Raw genomic sequence first — 22,358 nt, forward strand, 5'->3', positions numbered from 1 at the left:
CCCTGCTGCAAGACGTGGGAATCAGGCCCCGGCCCCTGTAGGACGGCGCAGGTGTATCAGGAAAGCCAAACCAGCACTTACCTGCTTACTCGCACTCCAGATCCCCATAGCTAAAGGCCTTTGCTTTGGGCTGGCCCTTATTCAGCGTATCCACCCAGCGCCGGCCTTCTTTGACGTTTTTTGAAACACCATCACCCAGGCAGTAGCCCGTCGCTACATTGAGCATGGCCGGCCGTATGCCACCGGTGGCTGCCTTCAGGTAGTAGTCGAAGGAGGCGGCGTCATTGCGCGCAACCGCTTTGCCGGATTTGTATTGGGCGCCCACGGCCTCCTGGGCCACCGGATGTCCGGCATCCGCTGCCAGTTTGAGCCATTCAAAAGCGGCGGCGGGATCCTTTACCTGCAGCCAAAGTCCCGTGACATACATCGCCGTGGGAATTTTGAGGTCGGCAAATGTTCTCATCCGCTCCAGGGCGAGCGCGGGGTCTTTGGGGGCAAGGTTGATGATGTGCTGGATGTGTGCAGGTTCGCTGCCGGATACGATGAGCTCCACCAGTTTCGAATCGGGGAGGTTTCTTACCCCTGAGAGGTAGGGGTCGGGCCACGTGATCTGGGCTTGAGCATTGAATGACGTCATGAGCAGCAGAAGAGCCCAGCGCGAAAAGGATGAAAAGGTCATGAATTGGCTCCGGGTTGAAAGCGCGAAAGCATAAAAGTCTTCTGGCCGATGGGGCCTACCAATTGATTTCGATTGAAGGGGCGAAAGATTCAGCGTTTTCTGCTGGAGATAGCTTTACCAGTCTTCCTTCACCGCCAGCACCGCATCCTTGCCCGCCGCCGCGCGGCCCGCCAGCCAGGCCGTCACCGTGCCGGCCAGCACCACGGCCGCGCACAACAGGCCCAGGCGCTGCCAGGGCACCATCAGGTCCATGGTCCAGTGAAAGCTTTGCGGGTTGACCACATACACCAGCACGGCAGACACGGCCAGCCCCAGCGCCATGCCGGCCAGCGCGCCGATGAGCGTCCAGGCCGCGCCTTCGCCGGCCACCACGGCGAGGATTTGCCGGCGCGTCAACCCGAGGTGCGCCAGCAGGCCGAACTCTTTGCGGCGCGCCAGCATCTGCGCGCTGAAGCTGGCGGCCACGCCGAAAAGTCCGATAGCAATCGCCACGCCTTGCAGCCAGTAAGTCACGGCAAAGCTGCGGTCAAAGATCTTCAGCGAGGTGGCGCGCAACTGGCTGACGGAGGCCATCTCCAGCAGCGCGCCAGCGCCGGACTGGCGCTCGGCCAGGCCGCGCACGGCTTGCTGCACGTCGCTGTCGCCCGCGCCAGCGCGCAGCCACAACGCCAGCTCGTTGGCGCGGCGATCGCCGGTCAGGCGCTCAAAGTCGCGCTGGGCCATGGCGATGGCGCCGAACTGGCGGGCGTAGTCGCGCCAGACACCGGCGACGTAGAACTGCGGCGTTGTTGTTACGGATGATTTTGCTATCAAATCAATAGCTGCTTGCCCAGGCTGTACCTGGGCTGGAGGGCTAAAAGACTGTGAAGATTGTGAAAGCGCCTGCGACAGCAGGGGAAAGCCCTGGCCGGGGCGCAGTCCGTACAGGTCCACCATGGGCTCACTGATATAGATGCCGATCTGCCCCGCCGGCACCTCAAGCGCCTGGCCGACCAGCGGCAGCGCGGTGGCCGGCTCGTCCAGCGGCCGCGCGATCAGCGTGACGGCGGGCAGCGCCGCATCGAGCAGCAGCGGCGTGGTGCGCAAGGCGCCCACCCGCGCCACGCCGGGCAGGCTGCCCAGCGCCGCGACGAACTCCGGCGAAAAATACGCCGTGTCGCTGGCCGAGGTGCCCAGCGCCGTGCGCACATACAGGTCGGCCGGCAGCACCACGTCCAGCCAGCGCGTCACCGATTCGCGAAAGCTGGCGACCATCACCGTCAGCGCCACCGCCAGGCTGAGCGAGGCCACCACGCCGCTGACGGCCACCGCCGCGCTTTCACGCACACGGCGTGCGCGCTCTACCGCCAACAAGGGCAGCAACCGGTGCGCAACCCAGGGGCTGAGGCGGTCGTAAAGCAGGGCAATCAGCCAAGGCAGCGCGGTGATGCCGCCCACCAGCAGCAGGCCGACCGACACATACGCGGCCAATGGAACGCCGAACACCGGGGGCGCCAGCGCCAGCAGTGCGCCGGCCGCCACCAGGGTCATGCTGAGCCAGTGCGTGCGGCCGGTGCCGGTGGCCATGCCCAGGCCTTTGAGGGTTTGCGCCGGCGGCAGTTTTTGCGCGGCACGCGCCGGCCACCAGCCGCCCACACACGCGGCCAGCACGCCGAGTGCACCGTAGGCCAGCGCGGCCCAGGCGCTCCACTGCAGGCCGGGCGCCACGCCGGTGAAATAGCCGCCACCCAGGTCGCCGCCCAGCAGCCGCAGCGCCAGCGCAGCCAGGGCGGTGCCCAGCGCAATGCCCAGCGCGCTGCCCACCAGGCCCAGCAACAGCGACTCCATCAGCACCAGCTGCAGGCGTTCGCGGCCTGTCAGTCCGAGCACGCCCAGCAAGGCAAACTGTTGTGCGCGCTTGGCCACGCTGAGCGACAGCACGGAGAACACCAAAAACGCGCCGGTAAAAAGCGCCACCAGCGCCAACACCGTCAGGTTGACGCGGTAGGCGCGCGAGAGGTTGCTCACGCGCTCGGCCGCGTCGCCGGGCGCGGCAGCGGTGATGCCGGGCGCCAGCTGCAGCGACGCGATAAAAGCCTGCGCGTCGGCGCCGGGTTTGAGCTGCACGTCGATGCGGGAGAGGTGGCCGGCCTTGCCGAACAGGTCTTGCGCGGCGCCTATGTCCATCACGGCCAGCGGCCCGCCGCCGGCGCCCACGCTGCCCGCTACTTTGACGCGGCGCAGTTCCAGGCCGCTTTGCAGAGCCAGCGCATCGCCGGTAAAGAGCTGCCGCGCGGCCGGGTTCAAAAACACGCTGCCCGGTGTGAACAGGGCAAAGCGCTCCGCTTGTGAAGACGGTACCGGCATCAAAGCCGGCGCAATGGGCGCCACCGCCAGCACATCCACGCCGATGATGCGCAGGGCAAGTCGGCCGGCTTTGGCGTCCACCGCGTAGGTGCTGATTTCAAGCACCGGGCTGGCCAGCGCCACTTGCGGGTGGTTGGCCACACGCGTGTACAGGTTTTCGTCAAAGCTGCCTTGCACGGCGCGCAGTTCCAGGTCGGGCTGGCCGTTCACGGCGCGCACCGCCTGCGAGAACTCACTCAGCGCGGAAGCATTGATGAGCTGCACCGAAAACGCCAGCGCCACACCCAGCGTCACGGCCACGGCCGCCGCGGCATTGCGCCACGGGTGGTGCTGCAGCTCGCGCCAGGAAAAGCTTGTGAGCAGGGCACGCATGGCTGAACGCGTGCCGGCTCAGTCTTTGCGGGGCTGGCGCGTTTTGGCGGGTTTGGCCAGGCCGGGGGGGTTGGCGGCCCACTCGCGCAAGTCCGCATGCAGGCGCTGCAAGACAGGTTCCCACTCGTGGAACTGCGACTGGCGTAGCAGGCGCGTGTGCGGGTACCAGGGGCTGTCTTCACGCTCCAGCAGCCAGACCCAGTGCGGGTTCACGTCCAGCGGCACCCAGCAGGGCTTGCCCAGCGCGCCCGCCAGGTGGGCGGTGGAGGTGCAGACGCTGATGACCAGGTCCAGCTGCGTCATGAAAGCGGCCGAGTCATTGAAGTCGCCGATCCCGGGCGTCAGGTCAACCAGGGGCAGGCCGGCCGCGCGGGCCTTTTCCACATCGTGCGCCGCGCCGAACTGCAGGTTGTAAAAGCGCACGCCCGGCACATCGGCAAAACGGGTGTAGGCTTCAATGCCCACGGCGCGCAGCGCGTTGCGCTGGTGCGTGAGGCTGCCGCTCCAGGCCAGGCCCACGCGCAGTTGGCGGTCCGGGTGGTCTTCTGCCAGCTGCTTTTTCCAGTGCGCCACCCGCGCCGGTGTGGGTTTGAGGTAGGGCGCCGGCACGGCCAGGTCGTCCGCACCGAGGCCCAGGTGCAGGGGCAGCGACAGCAAGGGACAGTGGCAGTCAAAGTCGGGGGGCGGCGTTACGTCGTCAATGACGGGCCCGTCCAGTACACCCTTGAAGCTGGCGTCCAGCAGCGCCTTCAAAGGCTTGAACGCACTGAGCAGCAGGCGCCCACCCTGCGCATGCACCCGCTCGGCCAGGCGCGGCAGGTAGCGCACAAACTGCAGGATGTCGCCGGCGCCTTGCTCGGTCCACACCAGCAGCGTCTTGCCCTGCAGCGGCTCACCCTGCCAGCGCGGCCGCGACAGCTCCTGCCGCTGGTTGCGCAGTTCGGGGGCGCCGTTCCAGCGCGATTCATGCAGGGGCCAGCCTTCGGCAAAATCGCCGCGCAGCAGGCGCTGCATGGCCAGGTTCCAGCGCGCGCCGGCGTAGTCCGCATCGAGCGCCAGCGCCTGCCTGAAGCAGGCTTCGGCTTCGTCCCACTGCTGGTATTCCTTCAGCAGCAGGCCGAGGTTGTTGCGGGCGATGGCGTAGTTGGGAAGCTGCGCGCAGGCGATGCGCAACTGCTCCTGCGCGCCGTCGATGTCAAAGCGGTTCTTCAGCAGTACGGCGAGGTTCACGCGCGCCAGCGCGTTGTCGGGGTGGGCCGCAACCTCCCGCTGGAAAATCGGCAGGGCTTCGTCCTGCCGGCCCGTGTTCATCAGTGCGGCGGCGTAGTTGTTCAGCAGCAGGGGAAACTTCGGCGCGTGCGCCAGCAGCGCTTCATAAATCGGAATCGCCTCGGCATGGCGCTCAAGCTGCTGCAGGGTGGACGCGAGGTAAAGCTGCACGGCCACATCGCCGGGCTGCTGTTCGGCCAGCCGCGCAATCACCGGCAGCGCCTCGGCATACCGTCGGCTGTCATACAGCACCGCATGCCACTCCTGCAGGCCGTCGATGGCCTGCGGCAGCAGTTCGTGGGCCTGCCTGTAGGCCTGCGCGGCCGCATCGAGGTGCCCGGTGGCCCGTTCAAGCCGGGCCAGCTCTATCCATGCCGGGAAAAATTTCGGGTTCAGGCGCAGCGCGTGCTCAACCTCCGTGCGGCTCTGTGCAAGCTGCTGCCCCATGCGCGCCGCCAGCGCTGCAAACACGTGGGCCAGCGCGTCTTTTGGGCGCTGCTGCAGCACGCTGCGCAGTGCGGCCTGCGCCGCCTGGGGCTGGGACTGGTTGAGCAGGTGCTGCACGGTGGCCAGGTCCGCGGGGATGTGGCTGGGCGTGATTTCCAGGGGAGTCGACGGGGTTTCAGGCATGGCAAGGGTGACTATAACTGTGCCCCTCGCGCACCTGCGGGGCGGCGCTGCGGCGCAGGGTGTCGGCTATCATGAATCGCATCCCTGAACCGTTTTTTGAACCGCCCTTATCGAAGAAAGCCTGAGCCTTCCATGCAACTCCCCACCTATGACGACGTGATTGCCGCAGCCGCCCGGATTGAAGGCCACGCGCACCGCACACCCGTTCTGCAGTCCGCCACCGCCGATGCCCGGTGGGGTGCGCAGTTCTTCTTCAAATGCGAAAACTTCCAGCGCATGGGCGCCTTCAAGTTTCGCGGCGCCTTCAATGCGTTGTCGAAGTTCGACGCGGCGCAGCGCAAGGCCGGCGCCATCGCTTTTTCGTCAGGCAACCATGCGCAGGCGGTGGCCCTGTCGGCGCGCATGCTGGGCATGCCCGCAGTGATCGTCATGCCGCAGGACGCACCGGCCGCCAAGCTGGCTGCCACACGCGGCTACGGCGCTGAAGTGGTGCTGTACGACCGTTTCACCGAAGACCGCGAGGCCCTGACAAAAAACCTGGCGACCGAGCGTGGCATGACGCTGATCCCGCCGTATGACCACCCGGACGTGATTGCCGGCCAGGGCACGGCCGCCAAAGAGCTGCTCGAAGAAACCGGCCCGCTGGACCGCCTCTATATCTGCCTGGGCGGCGGCGGGCTGACCAGCGGCTCGGCGTTGTCCGCGCGGGCGCTGGCGCCGAAGTGCAAGGTCTACGGCGTCGAGCCCGAAGCAGGCAACGACGGCCTTCAGTCGCTGCGGGCCGGCCGCATCGTGCGCATCGAAACACCCAAAACCATTGCCGACGGCGCGCAGACGCAGTACCTGGGCGAGTACACCTTCGGCATCATCCGCCGCGATGTGGACGACATCTTCACCGTGAGCGATGCGCAGTTGGTGGAAGCCATGCGCTTTTTTGCCGAGCGCATGAAGATGGTGGTCGAGCCGACCGGTTGCCTGGCGTTTGCCGCGGCTTGCACCGCACTGGAAGGCGGCGCGGGCAAGGGCGAGCGCATCGGTGTGATCGTCAGCGGCGGCAACGTCGACATGGCGCGCTACGCCGAGTTGCTGGCGGGGCGCTGAAAAATTCAGGCGGTGATGCCGCTGGCGCTCAGGTGCAGCCTGCGGTCGGCGCGCGCAGCGGCGGCTTCGGAGTGGGTGACCAGCACCAGCGACGCACCTTGCTCGCGCGTCTGCGCAATCAGCGCGTCCATCACCAGCGCGGCGGTGGCCGGGTCCAGGTTGCCGGTGGGCTCGTCGGCCAGCAGCAGGCTGGGCCTGTGCACCAGCGCCCGCGCAATCGCCACGCGCTGCAGTTGCCCGCCGCTGAGCTGCTGCGGCAGGCGCGCGCCCAGGCCGGCCAGGCCTACCGCGCCCAGCATGGCCTGGACCCTGGCATCGTCGGGCTCGTTGAGCAACAGCAAGGGCAGCGCCACGTTCTGCGCCACATCCAGGTGCGGCAATACATGGAAAGCCTGGAACACAAAACCCACATGGCGGCGGCGCAGCAGCGCACGTTCATCGTCGCTGAGGGCATCCAGGTCCTGGCCGTTGAGGCGCACAGAGCCTTCATCCCAGCTGTCCAGCCCGGCCATGCAGTTGAGCAGCGTGGATTTGCCCACACCCGATTCACCGACGATGGCGACGAACTCACCGGGTGCGACATCGAGTGACACACCGGCAAAGACGGGCGTGTCTGCGTAGCGTTTGGTGAGGTTGCGGACCTGAAGCATGAGTGGATGCTACCCGCGACTGGCTGGGTGGAGCAGGCGTTCGATGGTTTGCAGCACCTGCGCTACCGGCTCCTCACTATCACAAGCCACCACCTGCCGCTGCGGCATGGAGCGCAGCCAGGTGATCTGGCGCTTGGCCAACTGGCGTGTGGCGAAGATGCCTTTGTCGCGCAGCTCGCTCATCGGATAAACGTTATCGAGTGCTTCCCAGGCCTGGCGGTAACCCACGCAGCGCATGGACGGCAGGTCGGGGTTCAGGTCGCCGCGTGCGCGCAGGGCCTTCACCTCGTCGATAAAGCCCGCCGCCAGCATGGCGTCAAAACGCTGGGCAATGCGTTCGTGCAGCCAGCCCCGGTCTTGCGGTTCAAGGGAAATAAGGCCTCCAGCCATTGGTGTACCTTGGCTTGTAGCTATCTTTTTAATAGCGCCTTGCTGGTGGAAGAAGGACAGTGGCTGGCCCGAGACACGAAACACTTCCAGTGCACGCGAGATGCGCTGCGAGTCATTGGGTGCCAGCCGCGCGGCTGTCGCCGGGTCCACGCGGGCAAGTTCGGCATGCAGGGCAGGCCAGCCTTTGGCCGCCGCCTCCTCGGCCAGCGCGGCGCGCACGGCGGGGTCGGCCTTGGGCATGTCGTCCAGCCCGTCAAAGAGGGCCTTGAAGTACAGCATGGTGCCGCCCACCAGCAGCGGCAGCTTGCCGCGCGCGGTGATCTGGCCGATCAGTTGATGGGTGTCGGCCACAAACTCGGCGGCGCTGTAAGCCTGCAGCGGGTCGCGGATATTGATCAGGTGGTGCGGCACGGCGGCCAGCTCGTCCGGCGTGGGTTTGGCGGTGCCGATGTCCATGCCGCGGTACACCAGCGCTGAATCGACGCTGATGATTTCCACGCCGTACTGCCGTGCGATGGCCATGGCGGCGGCGGTCTTGCCCGAGGCGGTGGGCCCGGCGATGCAGATGTAGGGGACGCTCACGTGCTCACCGGCGGCTCAGGGTTTGGCGGCGGCCTCATGGGCAGGCTCGCCGTATTTCTGCACCACCGTCCAGGCCGCCGTGGCGATCAGCACGCTCCAGAGCCAGATGCCGTGGGTGAGCGGCCGCACCGTGCCGTCCATGTGGGTGCCCAGCCAGCCGCCCATGGCAAAGGCCACCAGCATCATGAAGAAGCCGTTGAGCGCCGACGCCGCGCCCGCTGCCTGCGGGAAAGGCCCCACGGCGCCGCTTTGCCCGCAGGGCTGGTGCACACCGTGGGCCAGCATGAAGAGGTAGTAGGGCAGCATGATGGCCCAGACGTTTTGCACGCCGAACAAGGCCAGCACGCCCATGGTGGTGCCGGCCGTCAGACTCAGGCAGGCGGCAATGGCTACCGAGCGCCGCACGCCGAAGCGCGGCAGCAGGCGACGGCAGATGAAGGTGCCGGCAAGGTAGCAAAAGCACATCGAAAACATCACCAGGCCGTAGCCGGTTTTGCTCAGGCCCAGCACCTTGATGAAGACGAACGACGACGTCGCCAAAAAGGTGAACAGTCCGCCGTACGACGCCGCCGTCAGGGCCGAGAAGGCCAGGAAGGTGGGGTTGCGCACGATGTGCAGCCAGGTGCGAAACAGCGTGGCCGGCTGCAGCGCGTTGGGGTTTTTCTGCGCCAGGGATTCTTCAAAGCGCAGGCTGACCAGCGCCAGCGCGGCCGCGCCGAACACCGCCAGCGCCGCCAGCGCGATGCGCCAGCCGTACAGTTCGGACAGCAGGCCTCCCAGCGGCGCACTGATGCAGGCCAGCACGCCCAGGCCGCTCAGGCCCTTGGACATGACGCGTGCGCCTTCCAGCGGGTGGTACAGGTCGCGCACGATGGCGCGTGCGCACATCACCACCGCGCCCATGGCCGCGCCCTGCACGATGCGCCAGACGATGAGCAGGGCCATCGACGGCGCCAGCGTGCTGCCGATGGAGGCGAGCGTGTAGGCCGTGAGGCCCCACAGCAGGATGGGGCGGCGCCCGAAGCGGTCGGACAGCGGGCCCCAGATGAGCTGCGAGGAGCCGAAGGCCAGCAGCAGCGCACTGAGCGTGAGCTGGGCCTGTGACATGGCCGCGCCAAAACCCTCGGTGAGTGCGGGCAGCGCGGGCAGGTAGAGGTCGGTGGTGACGGGCTGTATGCCCAGCAGCATCGACAGGATGAGCACGATCAGCCCGGTGGACATGCCGGTCGGCGAGGCGGCAGCGGCAGCCGGCGATAGGTGAGGGGAGGGCATCCGGCTGAGGTTATCAGATTGCCCCAGCCGGGGCAGCGCGCTCGGGCCGGCTACTTCAGCTGAAAGAGCTGGGCCAGCGCCTGCCGGTACTGCGGCTGCCCGACCATGTTGGTGTCGTGGTGCGAGCCGCCCTCGACCAGCATGAAGAGCTTGGGCTCGGCCGCCGCCTCATAGAGCTTGCGCCCCAGGTCGGGCAGGATGAGCCGGTCTTCGCCGCCGTGCACCACCAGCAGCGGCGAGCCGATCTTGTCGACCTTGCGCACGGCCTCAAAGCGCTGGGTGATCAGCAGCGACACCGGCATCCAGCCCCATTGCGGCGAACTGCTCACCACGTCGGCAATCGAGGTGAAGGTGCCTTCGACGATGGTGCCGCGCTCATCGGCCACTTCGGTGGCCAGGTTGATGGCAATCGGCCCGCCCAGCGAGTGGCCGAAGATATAACGCGGGCGGTTGGGGTAGGTTTTGGCCAGCCAGTCCCAGGCGGCGCGGGCGTCTTCATAGGCGGATTTTTCGGACGGCAGCTCGTTCGTGCTTTTGCCGAAGCCGCGGTAGTCAATCGCCAGCACCGAAAAGCCCAGCTCTTGCATGCGGCGCATGCGCGGCGCGGAGCCGGTGACGTTGTAGCGGGCGCCGTGCAGGTAGAGCAGCACAGGCGCCTGGGCAGTATCGGGTTTGTCGCTGGCCAGCCAGAGGCCGTGCAGGCGCACGGGTTTTTCGGTGGCAGACGAAGTGAAGTCTATCCATACGTCCTCCATGCCCACGGCCGCCGCGGCGCCGCCGCTCCAGGTCCGGTCGCTGGGCTGGAAGATCCAGGCGCGCTGTTTTTCGTCGAGGGTGGCGCAGCCGGCCAGCAACGCCAGCGCCGTGCAAAAGGTGATGAAGAAGTGCCAGCGTTTCATGGTCATGACTGAGTGAATTCGGCTGAAAAAGTTCTCAGGGGCGGTTTTACGCCGCGCCGCTTGCCCGATCTGTACCAGCTGCGGGCATGCAATTCTTGCGCCTGTACGCCCTCCAGGCCGTATCCGTGCCGTGAAGTTTTGAAAAGCCGGGCGGCTTTAGCGCCCGCGCATGAAGAGGGCGTCGAGCTCTTTGATGCTGACCTGGCGCCAGGTCGGCCGGCCGTGGTTGCACTGGTCGGAGCGCTCGGTGGCTTCCATCTGGCGCAGCAGGGCGTTCATCTCGTCCAGCGTGAGCTTGCGGTTGGCGCGCACCGCGCCATGGCAGGCCATGGTCGACAGCAACTCGTTTTGCGCCCGCTGGATCACGGTGCTGGCGTCGTGCTGCGCCAGTTCGGCCAGCACGCTGCGGGCCAGCTCGACCGCATCGCCTTGCGCCAGGCTGGTGGGCACGGCGCGCACAGCCAGGGTTTTGGGCGAGAAGGGGGTGATCTCCAGGCCCAGCGTGGCCAGGGTCTGGGCGCTGGCTTCGGCTGTGGCCACTTCCTGCGGGCTGGCAGGGAATGTGGCGGGAATCAGCAGCGGCTGGCTGGCGATGCCGGCGCCGTCGCCGGCGTCCATCTGGGTTTTCAGGCGCTCGTACACGATGCGCTCGTGGGCGGCATGCATGTCGACGATGACCAGGCCCTGGGTGTTTTCAGCCAGCACGTAAATGCCCTGAAGCTGGGCGATGGCGCGGCCCAGCGGCCAGTCGCCGGCGGGCAGTTGCTCGTTTTCCATCACCGTTCGGGCTGAGCTTTGCCTGTCCTGAGCTTGTCGAAGGGTCGACGCCGCTGTGGTATCAAGCCCTTCGACCCCTTCGACCCCTTCGACAGGGCTCAGGACGGGCGGCTCAGGGCGAACGGAAGATTTTGCAGGCCACATGGCTTCAAAGTCCGACACGCGGTTACCGCCGTTTGCTACAAAATTAATAGCGGGTTGTGCCCATCCCGCCTGGGCGAAAGACCGATTTGGCTCCAAATCGCCGTTGGGCGCCCCGGCCACCGCAGCAGCGGTAGTCACTGCCGAGCGCGGCACGGCCAGCGCGTTCTCTGTCGCGTGGCGCACCGCCTGGTGCACCTCGCGGCTGTCGCGAAAGCGCACCTCGATCTTGGTCGGGTGCACATTGACGTCCACGCGGGCCGGGTCGATCTCGACATACAGCGCATACACCGGCTGGCGGTGGCCGTGCAGCACGTCTTCATACGCGCTGCGTGCCGCATGGGTGAGCACCTTGTCGCGCACATAGCGGCCATTGACATACGCGAACTGCTGGTCGGCGCGTGAGCGGGCGGCATCCGGGATGCCAGCCACGCCCCACACACGCACGGCAGGCAGGCCGTCGGCGCGGCGGGCGCTGCTTTCGTAGCTGACGGCGACGGATTGCTCGACAAACTCGCTGCCCAGCACATCGGCCAGGCGCTGCTGGTGGGCCTTGTCGCCGCTGGCGGCGCGCCACTGCTCTACCAGCTTGCCTTCGTGCCAGATGGCAAAGCCCACATCGGGCCGCACCAGCGCATGACGGCGCACGGCCTCGATGCAGTGCGCCAGCTCGGTGGCGTCGGTTTTCAAAAACTTGCGGCGCGCCGGCGTGGCGTAAAACAGCTCACGCACTTCCACGCTGGTGCCGCGGCTGCGCGGTGCGGGCTTGAGCTCGCCGGTGCGCCCGTCAAGCTGCCAGGCGTGGTCGTCGGCGGCGGTCCGGGACAGCAGCCTCATGTCGGCAATGGAGTTGATGGCGGCCAGCGCCTCGCCCCGAAAGCCCATGGTGCCCACGGCTTCCAGGTCCTGCAGCGAGGCGATCTTGCTGGTGGCGTGGCGCCGCAGCGCCACCGGCAGCTCTTCGCGCGGAATGCCAAAGCCGTCGTCTTCCACCAGGATCAGCCGCACACCGCCGGCCAGCAAGCGCACCGTCACCTGGGTGGCGCCGGCGTCCAGCGCGTTGTCGACGAGCTCGCGCACCACGGAGGCCGGGCGCTCCACCACTTCGCCGGCCGCGATCTGGCTGATCAGTTCGTCGGGGAGCTCGCGGATAGGGCGGCGGGTGGTCGTGGTGATCATTGCTGGGGATTTTAGGGGTTTGCCCTTTTTGGCGATCAAAAGTTGCGCAGAGCCCGGTGGGAGCCATGGGTTTGCGTCCCGAACTTGTAATATTCTGTTGCTTGCGCATAGGCGCTGCGCCAGGTCCCGCCGATTTGCCCGCCACTTGAAGGAAGCCATGCCATTCAAAAAAATACCTCTGCTTTTGTCTGTCTGGGGCTCTTTGTCCCTGTTCAGTGCTGCCCAGGCGCAGGGCACGCAAGCCCCTGTGTGTGTGCACGATGAAAGTGTCAAAGAGAGATTTTTGCCGGTGGAGCTTTTCACCGGCAGCCCCATGCCCGCCGGCAACGAGCTGGTCATGGTCCCGGTGGACCGCACTTACACCTTCAGCGACGAGCTGCCGGACGGCTCGCTCGCCGGCGGCGACGTGACGCTCAAGGGGCCTGTCGCATGGCAAGGGCAGGGCGGCAAGAACTACGAGGTTTACGAGCGCAAAGTGCCGCGGGCCTTCGAGCGCTACGCGATGACGGCAGACCGCACGGGCATGGGCCGGGTGTTTGACCAGCGTATCGGCAACATCACCAACGAAGGCAAATACCCGATCGGCCTGTGGACCCAGGGCCAGAAGCGCACCTACGGTACGTATTACGAATTTCCCCGCGGCACGCGCTACGAGCCTTCGCACCTCGAAATAGAAAAACTTTCCTGCGTCTGGCAGGGCATTCCCGGCGCCATGCAGTACGGCTACAAGACGAGCGGCAGCAGCTACGGCTACGTCTATGCGCCCGGCCAGGGCCTGGTACACGTGATGACCCGGGTGCGCGCGAACTGACGAACGGATGCCAGGCGGCATGGCCTGAGCGCGGAACGGGCATTCGGGAAAGCGTGCGGGCACCTGTCAAAATCGGCGATATGGAACTAGCCGCATTTCTCATCGATTTCATCCTTCACGTCGACAAGCACCTCGAGGCCTTTGTCACCAGCTACGGCGCCTGGGTTTACGCGCTTTTATTCCTCATCATCTTTGTCGAAACCGGCGTGGTCGTCATGCCGTTTTTGCCGGGCGATTCGCTGCTGTTTGTGGTGGGCGCCATGTGCGGCGTGGGCCTGATGAGCTTTCCGGTCGCGGTGGGTTTGCTGTTTGTGGCCGCCGTGCTGGGCGACCAGTGCAACTACACCATAGGCCGGGCGCTTGGGCCCAAGGTCTTTCAGTGGGAGAACTCCCGCTGGTTCAACAAAAAGGCCTTTGACCAGGCCCATGCCTTTTACGAACGTTACGGCGGCGTCACCATCATTGCGGCGCGATTCATGCCCTTCCTGCGCACCTTCGCGCCTTTTGTGGCGGGTGTGTCGGACATGACGCGCAGCAAGTTCACGCTCTACAACGTGGCAGGCGCCGCTTTGTGGGTAGGCGGCATCGTGACGGTGGGTTACTTCTTCGGCAACATCCCGTTTGTCAAAACCCATCTCGACAAAATCATCTGGGCCATGATCCTGATCCCCGGCCTGATCGTGATTTTTGGCGCGTGGAAAGCCAGGCGCAAGGCCATGTCGGCCGTTCCCCCGGCCTGAATCCCGCACGGGGCGGGAATAACCCGGTGTGTGGGAGTTAGTAAGTAAGCGTATTATTTATCCTGCACCCTCATTCCTGTGCGAGGTCCCATGAACGCGCCGCCCCTTTCAAGCACCGAACTCTCCCGCTGGACGCAGCCCGGCTCCAGCCGTGTCCCTTTCTGGGCCTACACCGATGCGCAGCTTTACCAGCGCGAGCTGGAGAAAATCTTTTACGGCGCGCACTGGTGTTATGTCGGGCTGGAAGCCGAGATCCCCAACGTGGGCGATTACCGGCTCACCCATGTGGGCGAGCGCCAGGTGCTGATGGTGCGCGACCGCATCGCACCCAAAGACCGCGCCACCGACCACGGCATACGCGTGGTGGAAAACCGCTGCGCCCACCGCGGTGTGCGCTTTTGCCAGAACCCGCAGGGCAATGCCCGCAGTTTTGTCTGCCCCTACCACCAGTGGACCTACAAGCTCAACGGCGACCTGGCGGGCCTGCCCTTCAAGGACGGCGTCAAAGAGGCCGATTGCGTCAACGGCGGCATGCCGGAAGGCTTTGACCTGAAGGACCACGGCCTGACCAAGCTGCGTGTGGCGGTGCTGCACGGCCTGGTGTTTGCCACCTTCAGCGAAGACACCGAGCCGCTCGAGGACTACCTGGGCCCGCAAGTCATGCCCTGGCTCAACCGCATCTTCAAAGGCCCGGAAGGCGCACGCAAACTCACCTTGCTGGGCTACAACCGCCAGCGCATTCCGGGCAACTGGAAGCTGATGATGGAAAACATCAAGGACCCATATCACCCCGGCCTGCTGCACACCTGGTTCGTCACCTTCGGCCTGTGGCGCGCCGACCAGAAAAGCCGCATGGTGATGGACGAAGATGGCCGCCATGCCGTGATGATTTCGCGCCGCAACGAGGGCGGGCAGAACGCCGCAGTCACCGAGGGCGTGACGTCCTTCAAGGCCAACATGGCCCTGCACGACGACCGCCTGCTGGACGTGGTGCCCGAGCCCTGGTGGAAAGTGCCTGACCCTTCCAATCCGGGCAGCGACATCATGCCCACCGTCACCATGATCACGCTGTTCCCCAGCCTGATCATCCAGCAGCAGGTCAACTCGCTGAGCACCCGCCACATCGTGCCGCGCGGCCAGGGCGAGTTTGATTTCATCTGGACGCACTTCGGCTTTGCCGACGACACGCCCGAGATGACGCAGCGCCGCCTGCGCCAGGCCAACCTGTTCGGCCCGGCGGGTTTTGTCAGTGCCGATGACGGCGAGGTGATCGAATTCAGCCAGGCCGGTTTTGCGCAGGCGGGCGACAGTGGCTCTACCTTGTGTGAGCTGGGCGGAACCGGCACCGAGATGACCGAACACATGGTCACCGAGACTCTCATCCGCAGCATGTATGCCTACTGGAAGAAGGTCATGGGCTTATGACAACAAGCGAGCAAGGACTGCAGCGCCTGCTGCTGCAGCAAGAGGTCGACCAGCTCAACGCGGCATACGCGGCGGCGCTGGACGAAAAGCGGTTTGAAGCGTGGCCGGATTTTTTTGTGGAAGACGGCCGCTACAAGGTGCAGGCCCGCGAGAACTTTGACCGGGGGCTGCCGCTGGCGCTGATGGCGCTGGAAAGCCGCGGCATGATGAAAGACCGGGTCTACGGCGTCACGCAGACGATCTATCACGGGCCTTATTACATGCGCCACATCATCGGTGCGGCGCGTGTTGTGTCGCAAGAAGGTGAGGTCATCAAGGCCGAAGCCAACTACGCAGTCTTTCGCACCAAACCGGGCAGCGTGAGCGAGGTCTACAACGTAGGCCGCTATATCGACGAGCTCATTAAAAAAGACGGCCTCCTGAAATTCAGGAGCCGTCTTTGTGTGTATGACAGCGAGATGATCCTCAACTCGCTGATTTATCCCGTCTGATTATCTTTTCTTGCCGACCTCATTGCCGATGAGCGCACCGGCTGCCGCACCGCCAATGGTGGCAAGCGGACCGCCGAGCAGCACGTTACCAGCGACACCGCCTACCACAGCGCCTGCAGCGGTGCCGATCTGGGCGTTGGTCGGGTGGCTGGCGCAACCCGTCATGGTGGCAAGAGCAAGAACACAGGCCGCAGCTGTCATCGAAAATTTTGAAATCATTGGGTTTACCGGTTGCGGACTTCATGGTGAAGCCACTGGTTGTTGATGTTGTGACTGACCGGCGGATCTTAAGCGGGCGGAACAGTGTGAAACGGGTTCGCAGAGTGGTTGGAACCACTCTGCGAAGCTACTTACCTTTTTTTACCGAAGCTCAGCGTTTTTTGCCGACTTCATTACCGATCAGGGCGCCGGCTGCTGCACCGCCCACGGTGCCGAGCGTGCCGCCCAAGACGGCATTGCCCACCAGGCCGCCGGCCACTGCGCCAACGCCGGTGCCGATTTGTGCATTCGTCGGGCTTGTGCTGCAACCGCCGAGGCCGATGAGTGCCGCTGCTGCTGCTGTCGACAGGATAAGTTTCGTGTTCATGGTTGTTTACCTTTGCTAAGAGTTTCAGGCTCCTGCTGATGACATTCACTGTGAAGTCCCGGCCCTGCCTGTGACCTCAATGTAGGTGGGCAGCCGTTCCAGGGCTGTAGGAGAAGGTCGCCGCAGACTGTCGGCCCGCTGCAGTCTTAAGTGGTAATCCCGGCGCTCAGGCGGTCTGGCGGCCTGCGGTGATTCGCACCCGGTGCGCCGTTGTCTACACCGTGCGGTTGCGGGCCAGCGGCGGGTTTTTGGCGAAGTAGCGCGAGATGCCGCGCATCAGTGCGTCGGCCAGTTGGGTCTGGTACTCGTCGCTGCGCAGCTTGGCTTCTTCGTCGGGGTTGCTGATGAAAGCGGTTTCCACCAGCACGCTGGGAATGTCCGGCGCTTTCAAGACCGCGAAGCCGGCCTGCTCAACCTTGGGTTTGTGCAGCTTGCCGACATTGCCTATCTCGCCCAGCATGGCGCTGCCCAGCTTCAGGCTGTCGTTGATCTGCGCGGTGGTGCTCATGTCCAGCAGGGCTTTTTGCACCTGCGCATCCTTGGCCTTGACGTTGATGCCGCCTACAAGGTCGGCCGAGTTTTCCTTGTCGGCGATCCAGCGTGCGGCGCTGCTGGACGCGCCCTTTTCACTGAGCGCAAATATGCTGGCGCCTTGCGGCCGGGCGGTGAAGAAAGCGTCGGCGTGGATGCTGATGAAGAGGTCGGCCTGCACGCGGCGCGCCTTCTGCACGCGCACGTGCAGCGGCACAAAAAAGTCGGCGTCGCGTGTGAGGTAGGCGCGCATATTGGGTTGCGAGTTGATGCGGTCGCGCAGGCGGTGGGCGATTTGCAGCACCACGTCTTTTTCGCGCGTGCCGCCAGGGCCGACGGCGCCCGGGTCTTCACCGCCGTGGCCCGGGTCCAGCGCCACGATGACGAGGCGGTCGGTCTTGTTCCTGGCGATCAGGGCCGCTTCGGGTGATGGCCTGGCGCCGCCCGGGCCCGGGGTTTTGTCCTTGTCTTTTTCTGCAACGGCTGCCGGCGGCGGTTTGCTGCCTTCCTGCTTGCCGGACTGTTTTGCAATCAGGTCGGCAATGGGGTCGCTGCCGGTCGTGGGAGAGGGGGACGAAGAAGCGCCGGCCTGCTTGTCCGCCAGCTTCTCGGCGATCAGCGCTTCCAGCGGGTCGGCCACCTGTGTCGGGTAAAGGTCAAACACCAGCCGGTACTGGTAGGCCGCGACCGGGGGCAGGGTAAAGACCTGCGGCAGGATGGGTTGCTTGAGGTCTATCACCAGCCGCACCACGCCGGGCGCGTTTTGCCCGACGCGTATGCCCGAGATATTGGGGTCGTCGGACTTCACCTTGGCCACCAGCTCGCGCAGCGCGGGGATGAGGTCTATGCCTTCAATGTCGACGGCCAGCCGCGGCGGCTCGGCGACGAAAAACTGGCGCGCCTTGATCTCGCCGTCGGACTCGATGGTGAGCCGGGTGTAATCCTTGGACGGCCAGACGCGCACCGCCACGATGGTGGCGCCGCGTGCGATGTGCTGCACGCCCAGCAGCAGCACCACGCTGCCCAGTTGCAGGGCATTGCGGCGGGTCAGGGTCGTAAGGGCCTGCCGCTTCATGCGAGCAGTTCCGCGCCTGTGGGCGTGTGGGCTGTGAGGGTGACGGCGCGGGTGTCGTCCGGCAGGACTTCCAGGTGCAGCAGCAGGTCCGGTTGCGGCAGGTGTGGGCCGGCCTTTTCCGGCCATTCGACCAGCTTGAGGCCGGTGCTGGCAAAGATGTCGCGCAGCCCGGCTTCTTCCCACTCACGTGGGTCGTTGAAGCGGTAGAAGTCAAAGTGCCAGATGTTCATGCCGGGAAGCGTGTAGGGTTCGACCACCGCGTAGGTGGGGCTCTTGATGCGGCCTTCAACGCCCAGGCTTTTCAGCAAATGGCGCACAAAGGTGGTTTTGCCCGCGCCCAGGTCGCCCTTCAATTCGATCAGCGCGCGGCCGGTGGCCGGGCGCCTGGCCAGCGCCTGCGCGAACGCTGCCGTGGCCGCTTCGTCGGGCCAGGCAATGTTTTTTACAATCAGCGGGTGTCCGCCAGCAACTCTTTGAGCAGTCATCAATTCGTTTCTCAAATTCAAACTTGGGCGCGCGAGCTTGGATTTTCGCAAATTGGCATTGCCGGCGTTGATTTATCGTCGGCTGAGCCTGGATTATCGGCCTGGGTGGCGGCGGGCTTTCATGGCGACATGCATTACATGGCCGCGCACGGCCTCAAACGCGCCCGGCCGGCCGAGTTGATTCCGGGCACCGTGAGCGTCATCACCGCCCGCATGGACTACCTGCCGGCCTCGACAGCCGCGGCGCCGGGTGAATGGCAGGCCATGGAGTTCAGCCGCCTGGAACGGCCCGACGAAGGCATCGTGTCGGTCTATGCGCGCGGCCGCGACTATCACAAGATACTGCGCAGCCGCCTGCAAAAACTCAGCGAGCGCATCTCTGAACACGTGGGGGAAATGGGCCACCGCGCGTTCACGGACTCGGCCCCGGTGCTGGAGGCCGAGCTGGCGGCGCGCAGCGGCCAGGGCTGGCGCGGCAAACACACGCTGCTGCTCAACCGCGAAGCCGGCTCCATGTTTTTCCTGGGCGAGATCTATGTCGACATCGCCCTGCCGCCCAGCGAGCCGGTGACGCCGCACTGCGGCACCTGTCAGTCCTGCATCGACGTATGTCCCACGCGCGCCATCATCGCGCCACACAAACTCGATGCGCGGCGCTGCATCTCCTACCTGACCATCGAGCATGCGGGCGCCATCCCGCTGGAGCTGCGGCCGCTGATCGGCAACCGCATCTACGGCTGCGACGACTGCCAGCTCATCTGCCCCTGGAACAAATTTGCCCAGCGCAGCGCGCTGCCGGATTTTGATGAGCGCCAGGGCCTGACAGGCCAGCAGCTGGCGACCTTGTTCGCCTGGACGGAGGACGAGTTTTTGCGCTTCACCGAAGGCAGCCCGATCCGGCGCATCGGCCATGAGCGTTGGCTGCGCAACATCGCCGTGGCGATGGGCAACGCGCTGCGCGTGCTGGATGAGGCGCACAGCTTGCCTGTGCGGGCGGCCTTGCAGGCGCGGGCGGCGGGCTCGGGCGAATTGGTCGCGGAACACGTGAACTGGGCGCTGGGCCAGTTTGATGATAAAAACGGCCTCTAGCTCAGGCGGTGTATAGGGATGTAGCTACTGAATTGATAGCAACCGGCTGTAAATTTGATTTGGCATTGACACGTTATTGACTCGCACTGTGCCTTGCGCATGAAAGGAAGACTCGCATGGACCCAACGATTTCAGGCGCCCTGGCGTCGCTGTTCGGCGCCGCCGTCGGCGGAAGCATCACTTACTTTTTGAACCGCCAGCAGCACCGGCACCAGCTGGCGCTGGCGCATGAGCAGCACAAGACGGAGTTCATGGCCGAAGAAACGGCGCGCCACTTTCTTAACCACAAGGGCTACACCGACCGCTCGTTTGAAACCCTGCAATCTCATTTGGGCGGGTTTGACGAGGAGGAGTTGCGCAGGATTCTGGTGCGGGCGGGGGCGATTCGGGTTTATCGGGAGGATGGGTCGGAGTGGTGGCGCTTGTTGAGTCGCATGGATGAGTACATCGCAAGGAAAAACGCCTCTTGATATCTGCTGACGCTTGCTGGCCGGGGGTTGCCCGGCGGCAAGTAACTTTCTTTTGCTTCGCCAAAAGAAAGTCACCAAAGAAAAGGCGACCCTGCTGGCTGCGTCCCTTCGCTTCGCTGCGGGCAACCTGCGGTGCTCGGCCCAGACGGGGTCAAAAACAACTCGCCTTCGGCTCAAACAAGTTTTTGCCCTGATCCGTCTGGTCCTCCGCTCCTCGGCGCATCCAGAAGGGGCAATCGGGGGCGGGATCGGGAATCGAATACCGGACAGCCGAAGATCCGCGGGCTTGGCCTAGCGCAGGATGCCCAGCGCAAACGGCAAGCTGACCACGCCCAGCATCGTGGAAAGCGTGACCAAACCCGCCACATAGCCGCCGTTGTAGCCCATGCGCGCGGCCAGCACGTAGGCGCTGGAGGCGGTGGGCAGTGCCGAGAAGGCGAGGAGGATGGTGGTCTGTGTGACGGAAAGTCCAAACACTTTGGCCAGACCCATCGCCACCAGGGGTGTCAGCAAGTGCCGTATCGAGAGAACGGCAACGGCCAAGGTCTTGGCTTGTGTCAGGTGGGCGAACTGCATGCCGGCGCCTGCGGCCATCAGGCCCAGTGCCAGGGAGGCGGCGCCTATGCGGGTGACGGTGGGCTCGAGCCAGACGGGCAGGGTGAAACCCAGCAGGTTGGCGGCGAGGCCGGTGGCGGTGGCCAGGATCAGCGGGTTGCGCAGCAGCTCTCCCATGAAGCCGCGCTGGGCGTGGCGGGCCATGGGCCACACCGCCGCGACGTTGAAGAGCGGCACGCAGACGCCGATCAGCACCGCGATCAGCTGCAGGCCCTGTGCGCCGGCCAGCCGGTCGGCGATGGCCAGGCCGATAAAGGAGTTGAAGCGAAAGGCCACCTGCGCGGCGGCGGCGTGTTCACGCGTATCGATGTGGCGGCGCAGCCAGGGCAGGTGCGGCAGGCTGTAGGCCATGGCAATGCCGGCCACGCCCATCAACACACCGGCGCTGATCAGGCTGGAGGTGGCGCCCAGGTCCAAGGGGCTTTTCACAATGGAGTGAAAGAGCAGGACTGGAAACAGGAAGTAATAAACCAGGCTCTCTACCTGCTCCCAGACCGTGCGGTTGAGGGCGGTGTAGCGGCAGACGAGATAGCCGCAAACGATCAGGGAAAAATCGGGGAAAAGAAGCTGCGCGTAATTCACCCGCCGAGAATAACCGTAATCCCTCCGGGTTTGCCCTTATGCGTAATCCACAACCCGCGGGCATGACTCTTGCGCTTACCATTCCTGCTGTTTTCTCTATCTGAAGGACCTGACTATGAAACGACGTTATCTCTTTGCCTGCTCTGTGGTGTCTGCGCTTGCGCTGGGTACCGTTGCAGGCCCTGTTCTGGCGCAGGGATACCCCAACAAGGTGGTCAAGCTGCAGGTGCCTTTCGCGCCGGGCGGCACGACCGACATCGTGGCCCGCGTGATTGCAGAGCCTTTGGGCAAAGCCCTTGGCCAGAGCGTCATCGTCGAGAACAAGGCCGGTGGCGGTGGTGTGGTCGGTGCGCTGGAAATCGCGCGCACCGTTCCCGACGGCTATACGCTGGGCGTGGCCACGGTGTCCACCACCGCGGCCAACCCGGCCATCAACCCCAAGATCCCGTACAACACGCTGACGGACTTCACGCCCATCATCAACATCGCCGCCACGCCGAACATCATCGCGGTGCACCCGAGCTTTCCGGCCCGCAACTACAAGGAGTTTGTGGCCGAGCTGAAGAAGAACCCCGGCAAGTATTCCTACTCGTCGTCGGGCACCGGCGGCATCGGCCACCTGCAGATGGAGCTTTTCAAGAGCATGTCGGGCACTTTCGTGACGCACATCCCGTACCGCGGCGCAGGACCGGCATTGAACGACACGGTCGCCGGCCAGATCCCGATGATTTTTGACAACCTGCCGTCGGCCTTGCCTTTCATCCAGCAAAAGCGCCTGATCCCCATCGTGGTGGCGGCGCCCCAGCGCCTGGCCGTGCTGCCGGATGTGCCGACCTTCAAGGAAGTCGGCCTGGAGCCGGTGAACCGCATGGCCTACTACGGCATCATCGGCCCCAAGAACCTGCCCAAGGAAGTGGTCGACAAGGTCAGCGCCGGCGTGAAGAAGTCGCTGGAAGATCCGGCCATTCGCAAGCGCATCGAAGACACGGGTTCGCTGATCATCGCCAATACGCCCGAGCAGTTCACAGCGCAGATCAAGGCTGAATTTGACGTCTACAAAAAGGTCGTGGATTCGGCCAAGCTCAAGCTGGACTGATCTCTGGGTTCGGGGCCGGTCCAATCCGGCTCACCATTTCACGGGCCGCCGCGCATTTGAATGCCCGGCGGCTTT

General features: G+C 64.9%; 21 protein-coding genes. 8 read left to right on the forward strand and 13 right to left on the reverse strand.

Annotated features, from left to right (window positions below):
• Nucleotides 1-85: 85 nt before the first annotated feature.
• From DT070_RS14010 to DT070_RS14020, 3 genes are all read right to left on the reverse strand, one after another.
• On the reverse strand, nucleotides 86-679 hold the full coding sequence (locus DT070_RS14010) for a tetratricopeptide repeat protein (protein WP_122955954.1): 594 nt from the start codon (nucleotides 677-679) through the stop codon (nucleotides 86-88).
• A 114-nt stretch (nucleotides 680-793) separates the two neighbouring features.
• Entirely contained in the window at nucleotides 794-3,397 is a 2,604-nt protein-coding gene (locus tag DT070_RS14015) for an ABC transporter permease (RefSeq protein ID WP_122955955.1), read from the reverse strand.
• Nucleotides 3,398-3,415: 18 nt separating this feature from the next.
• Complete coding sequence (locus DT070_RS14020; protein ID WP_122955956.1) at nucleotides 3,416-5,296, reverse strand: tetratricopeptide repeat protein; 1,881 nt, start codon at nucleotides 5,294-5,296, stop codon at nucleotides 3,416-3,418.
• A 132-nt stretch (nucleotides 5,297-5,428) separates the two neighbouring features.
• On the opposite strand from DT070_RS14020, the gene DT070_RS14025 reads away from it, so the two are divergent.
• A complete protein-coding gene (locus tag DT070_RS14025) occupies nucleotides 5,429-6,397 on the forward strand; it encodes a threo-3-hydroxy-L-aspartate ammonia-lyase (protein ID WP_122955957.1) in 969 nt (322 codons plus the stop codon).
• 5 nt (nucleotides 6,398-6,402) lie between these two features.
• On the opposite strand, the gene DT070_RS14030 is transcribed toward DT070_RS14025, so the two are convergent.
• The 5 genes from DT070_RS14030 to mutL form a co-directional block, all read right to left on the reverse strand.
• On the reverse strand, nucleotides 6,403-7,047 hold the full coding sequence (locus DT070_RS14030) for an ABC transporter ATP-binding protein (RefSeq protein ID WP_122955958.1): 645 nt from the start codon (nucleotides 7,045-7,047) through the stop codon (nucleotides 6,403-6,405).
• A gap of 9 nt (nucleotides 7,048-7,056) precedes the next feature.
• Nucleotides 7,057-7,959: a tRNA (adenosine(37)-N6)-dimethylallyltransferase MiaA gene (miaA, locus tag DT070_RS14035; protein WP_228778689.1), complete on the reverse strand. Its 903-nt coding sequence runs from the start codon at nucleotides 7,957-7,959 to the stop codon at nucleotides 7,057-7,059.
• A gap of 75 nt (nucleotides 7,960-8,034) precedes the next feature.
• Nucleotides 8,035-9,291: a multidrug effflux MFS transporter gene (locus tag DT070_RS14040; RefSeq protein ID WP_122955960.1), complete on the reverse strand. Its 1,257-nt coding sequence runs from the start codon at nucleotides 9,289-9,291 to the stop codon at nucleotides 8,035-8,037.
• A gap of 50 nt (nucleotides 9,292-9,341) precedes the next feature.
• Entirely contained in the window at nucleotides 9,342-10,190 is an 849-nt protein-coding gene (locus tag DT070_RS14045; RefSeq protein WP_122957410.1) for an alpha/beta hydrolase, read from the reverse strand.
• Between the two features lie 156 nt (nucleotides 10,191-10,346).
• Nucleotides 10,347-12,287: a DNA mismatch repair endonuclease MutL gene (gene mutL, locus DT070_RS14050; RefSeq protein ID WP_122955961.1), complete on the reverse strand. Its 1,941-nt coding sequence runs from the start codon at nucleotides 12,285-12,287 to the stop codon at nucleotides 10,347-10,349.
• 157 nt (nucleotides 12,288-12,444) lie between these two features.
• Here mutL and DT070_RS14055 point away from each other — a divergent pair, with 157 nt between their 5' ends.
• From DT070_RS14055 to DT070_RS14070, 4 genes are all read left to right on the forward strand, one after another.
• The gene (locus DT070_RS14055) at nucleotides 12,445-13,098 is read left to right on the forward strand and encodes a hypothetical protein (RefSeq protein WP_122955962.1); all 654 of its coding nucleotides are present in this window, start codon (nucleotides 12,445-12,447) and stop codon (nucleotides 13,096-13,098) included.
• Between the two features lie 80 nt (nucleotides 13,099-13,178).
• Entirely contained in the window at nucleotides 13,179-13,838 is a 660-nt protein-coding gene (locus DT070_RS14060; RefSeq protein ID WP_122955963.1) for a DedA family protein, read from the forward strand.
• A 90-nt stretch (nucleotides 13,839-13,928) separates the two neighbouring features.
• Entirely contained in the window at nucleotides 13,929-15,263 is a 1,335-nt protein-coding gene (locus tag DT070_RS14065; RefSeq protein WP_122955964.1) for an aromatic ring-hydroxylating dioxygenase subunit alpha, read from the forward strand.
• A complete protein-coding gene (locus DT070_RS14070) occupies nucleotides 15,260-15,754 on the forward strand; it encodes an aromatic-ring-hydroxylating dioxygenase subunit beta (RefSeq protein ID WP_122955965.1) in 495 nt (164 codons plus the stop codon). The genes DT070_RS14065 and DT070_RS14070 overlap by 4 nt, the downstream gene beginning before the upstream one ends.
• Here the strand turns inward: DT070_RS14070 and DT070_RS14075 are convergent, their stop codons facing one another.
• The 4 genes from DT070_RS14075 to tsaE all read right to left on the reverse strand — a co-directional run bounded on the left by DT070_RS14075 (nucleotide 15,755) and on the right by tsaE (nucleotide 18,431).
• On the reverse strand, nucleotides 15,755-15,973 hold the full coding sequence (locus tag DT070_RS14075) for a glycine zipper 2TM domain-containing protein (protein ID WP_122955966.1): 219 nt from the start codon (nucleotides 15,971-15,973) through the stop codon (nucleotides 15,755-15,757).
• Between the two features lie 151 nt (nucleotides 15,974-16,124).
• Nucleotides 16,125-16,340: a glycine zipper 2TM domain-containing protein gene (locus DT070_RS14080; RefSeq protein ID WP_122955967.1), complete on the reverse strand. Its 216-nt coding sequence runs from the start codon at nucleotides 16,338-16,340 to the stop codon at nucleotides 16,125-16,127.
• Between the two features lie 214 nt (nucleotides 16,341-16,554).
• Nucleotides 16,555-17,946 carry an N-acetylmuramoyl-L-alanine amidase gene (locus tag DT070_RS14085; RefSeq protein WP_122955968.1) on the reverse strand — a complete coding sequence of 464 codons (1,392 nt, stop codon included), beginning with the start codon at nucleotides 17,944-17,946 and terminating at the stop codon, nucleotides 16,555-16,557.
• The gene (gene tsaE / locus DT070_RS14090; RefSeq protein WP_164483763.1) at nucleotides 17,943-18,431 is read right to left on the reverse strand and encodes a tRNA (adenosine(37)-N6)-threonylcarbamoyltransferase complex ATPase subunit type 1 TsaE; all 489 of its coding nucleotides are present in this window, start codon (nucleotides 18,429-18,431) and stop codon (nucleotides 17,943-17,945) included. Before tsaE ends, DT070_RS14085 begins: the two co-directional genes overlap by 4 nt.
• 15 nt (nucleotides 18,432-18,446) lie before the next feature.
• On the opposite strand from tsaE, the gene queG reads away from it, so the two are divergent.
• Nucleotides 18,447-19,520 carry a tRNA epoxyqueuosine(34) reductase QueG gene (gene queG / locus DT070_RS14095; protein WP_164483811.1) on the forward strand — a complete coding sequence of 358 codons (1,074 nt, stop codon included), beginning with the start codon at nucleotides 18,447-18,449 and terminating at the stop codon, nucleotides 19,518-19,520.
• Between the two features lie 116 nt (nucleotides 19,521-19,636).
• Nucleotides 19,637-19,990, forward strand: a complete 354-nt coding sequence (locus tag DT070_RS14100; RefSeq protein ID WP_122955970.1) for a hypothetical protein — start codon at nucleotides 19,637-19,639, stop codon at nucleotides 19,988-19,990.
• Between the two features lie 291 nt (nucleotides 19,991-20,281).
• Here DT070_RS14100 and DT070_RS14105 read toward each other — a convergent pair whose 3' ends face one another.
• The gene (locus DT070_RS14105) at nucleotides 20,282-21,187 is read right to left on the reverse strand and encodes an AEC family transporter (RefSeq protein WP_122955971.1); all 906 of its coding nucleotides are present in this window, start codon (nucleotides 21,185-21,187) and stop codon (nucleotides 20,282-20,284) included.
• A 115-nt stretch (nucleotides 21,188-21,302) separates the two neighbouring features.
• Between DT070_RS14105 and DT070_RS14110 the strand changes: the two genes are divergently transcribed.
• Complete coding sequence (locus DT070_RS14110; RefSeq protein WP_122955972.1) at nucleotides 21,303-22,283, forward strand: tripartite tricarboxylate transporter substrate binding protein BugE; 981 nt, start codon at nucleotides 21,303-21,305, stop codon at nucleotides 22,281-22,283.
• Nucleotides 22,284-22,358: the final 75 nt, after the last annotated feature.

The sequence above is a fragment of the Polaromonas sp. SP1 genome (assembly GCF_003711205.1).
In the GTDB taxonomy this organism is placed as follows: Bacteria; Pseudomonadota; Gammaproteobacteria; order Burkholderiales; family Burkholderiaceae_C; genus Polaromonas.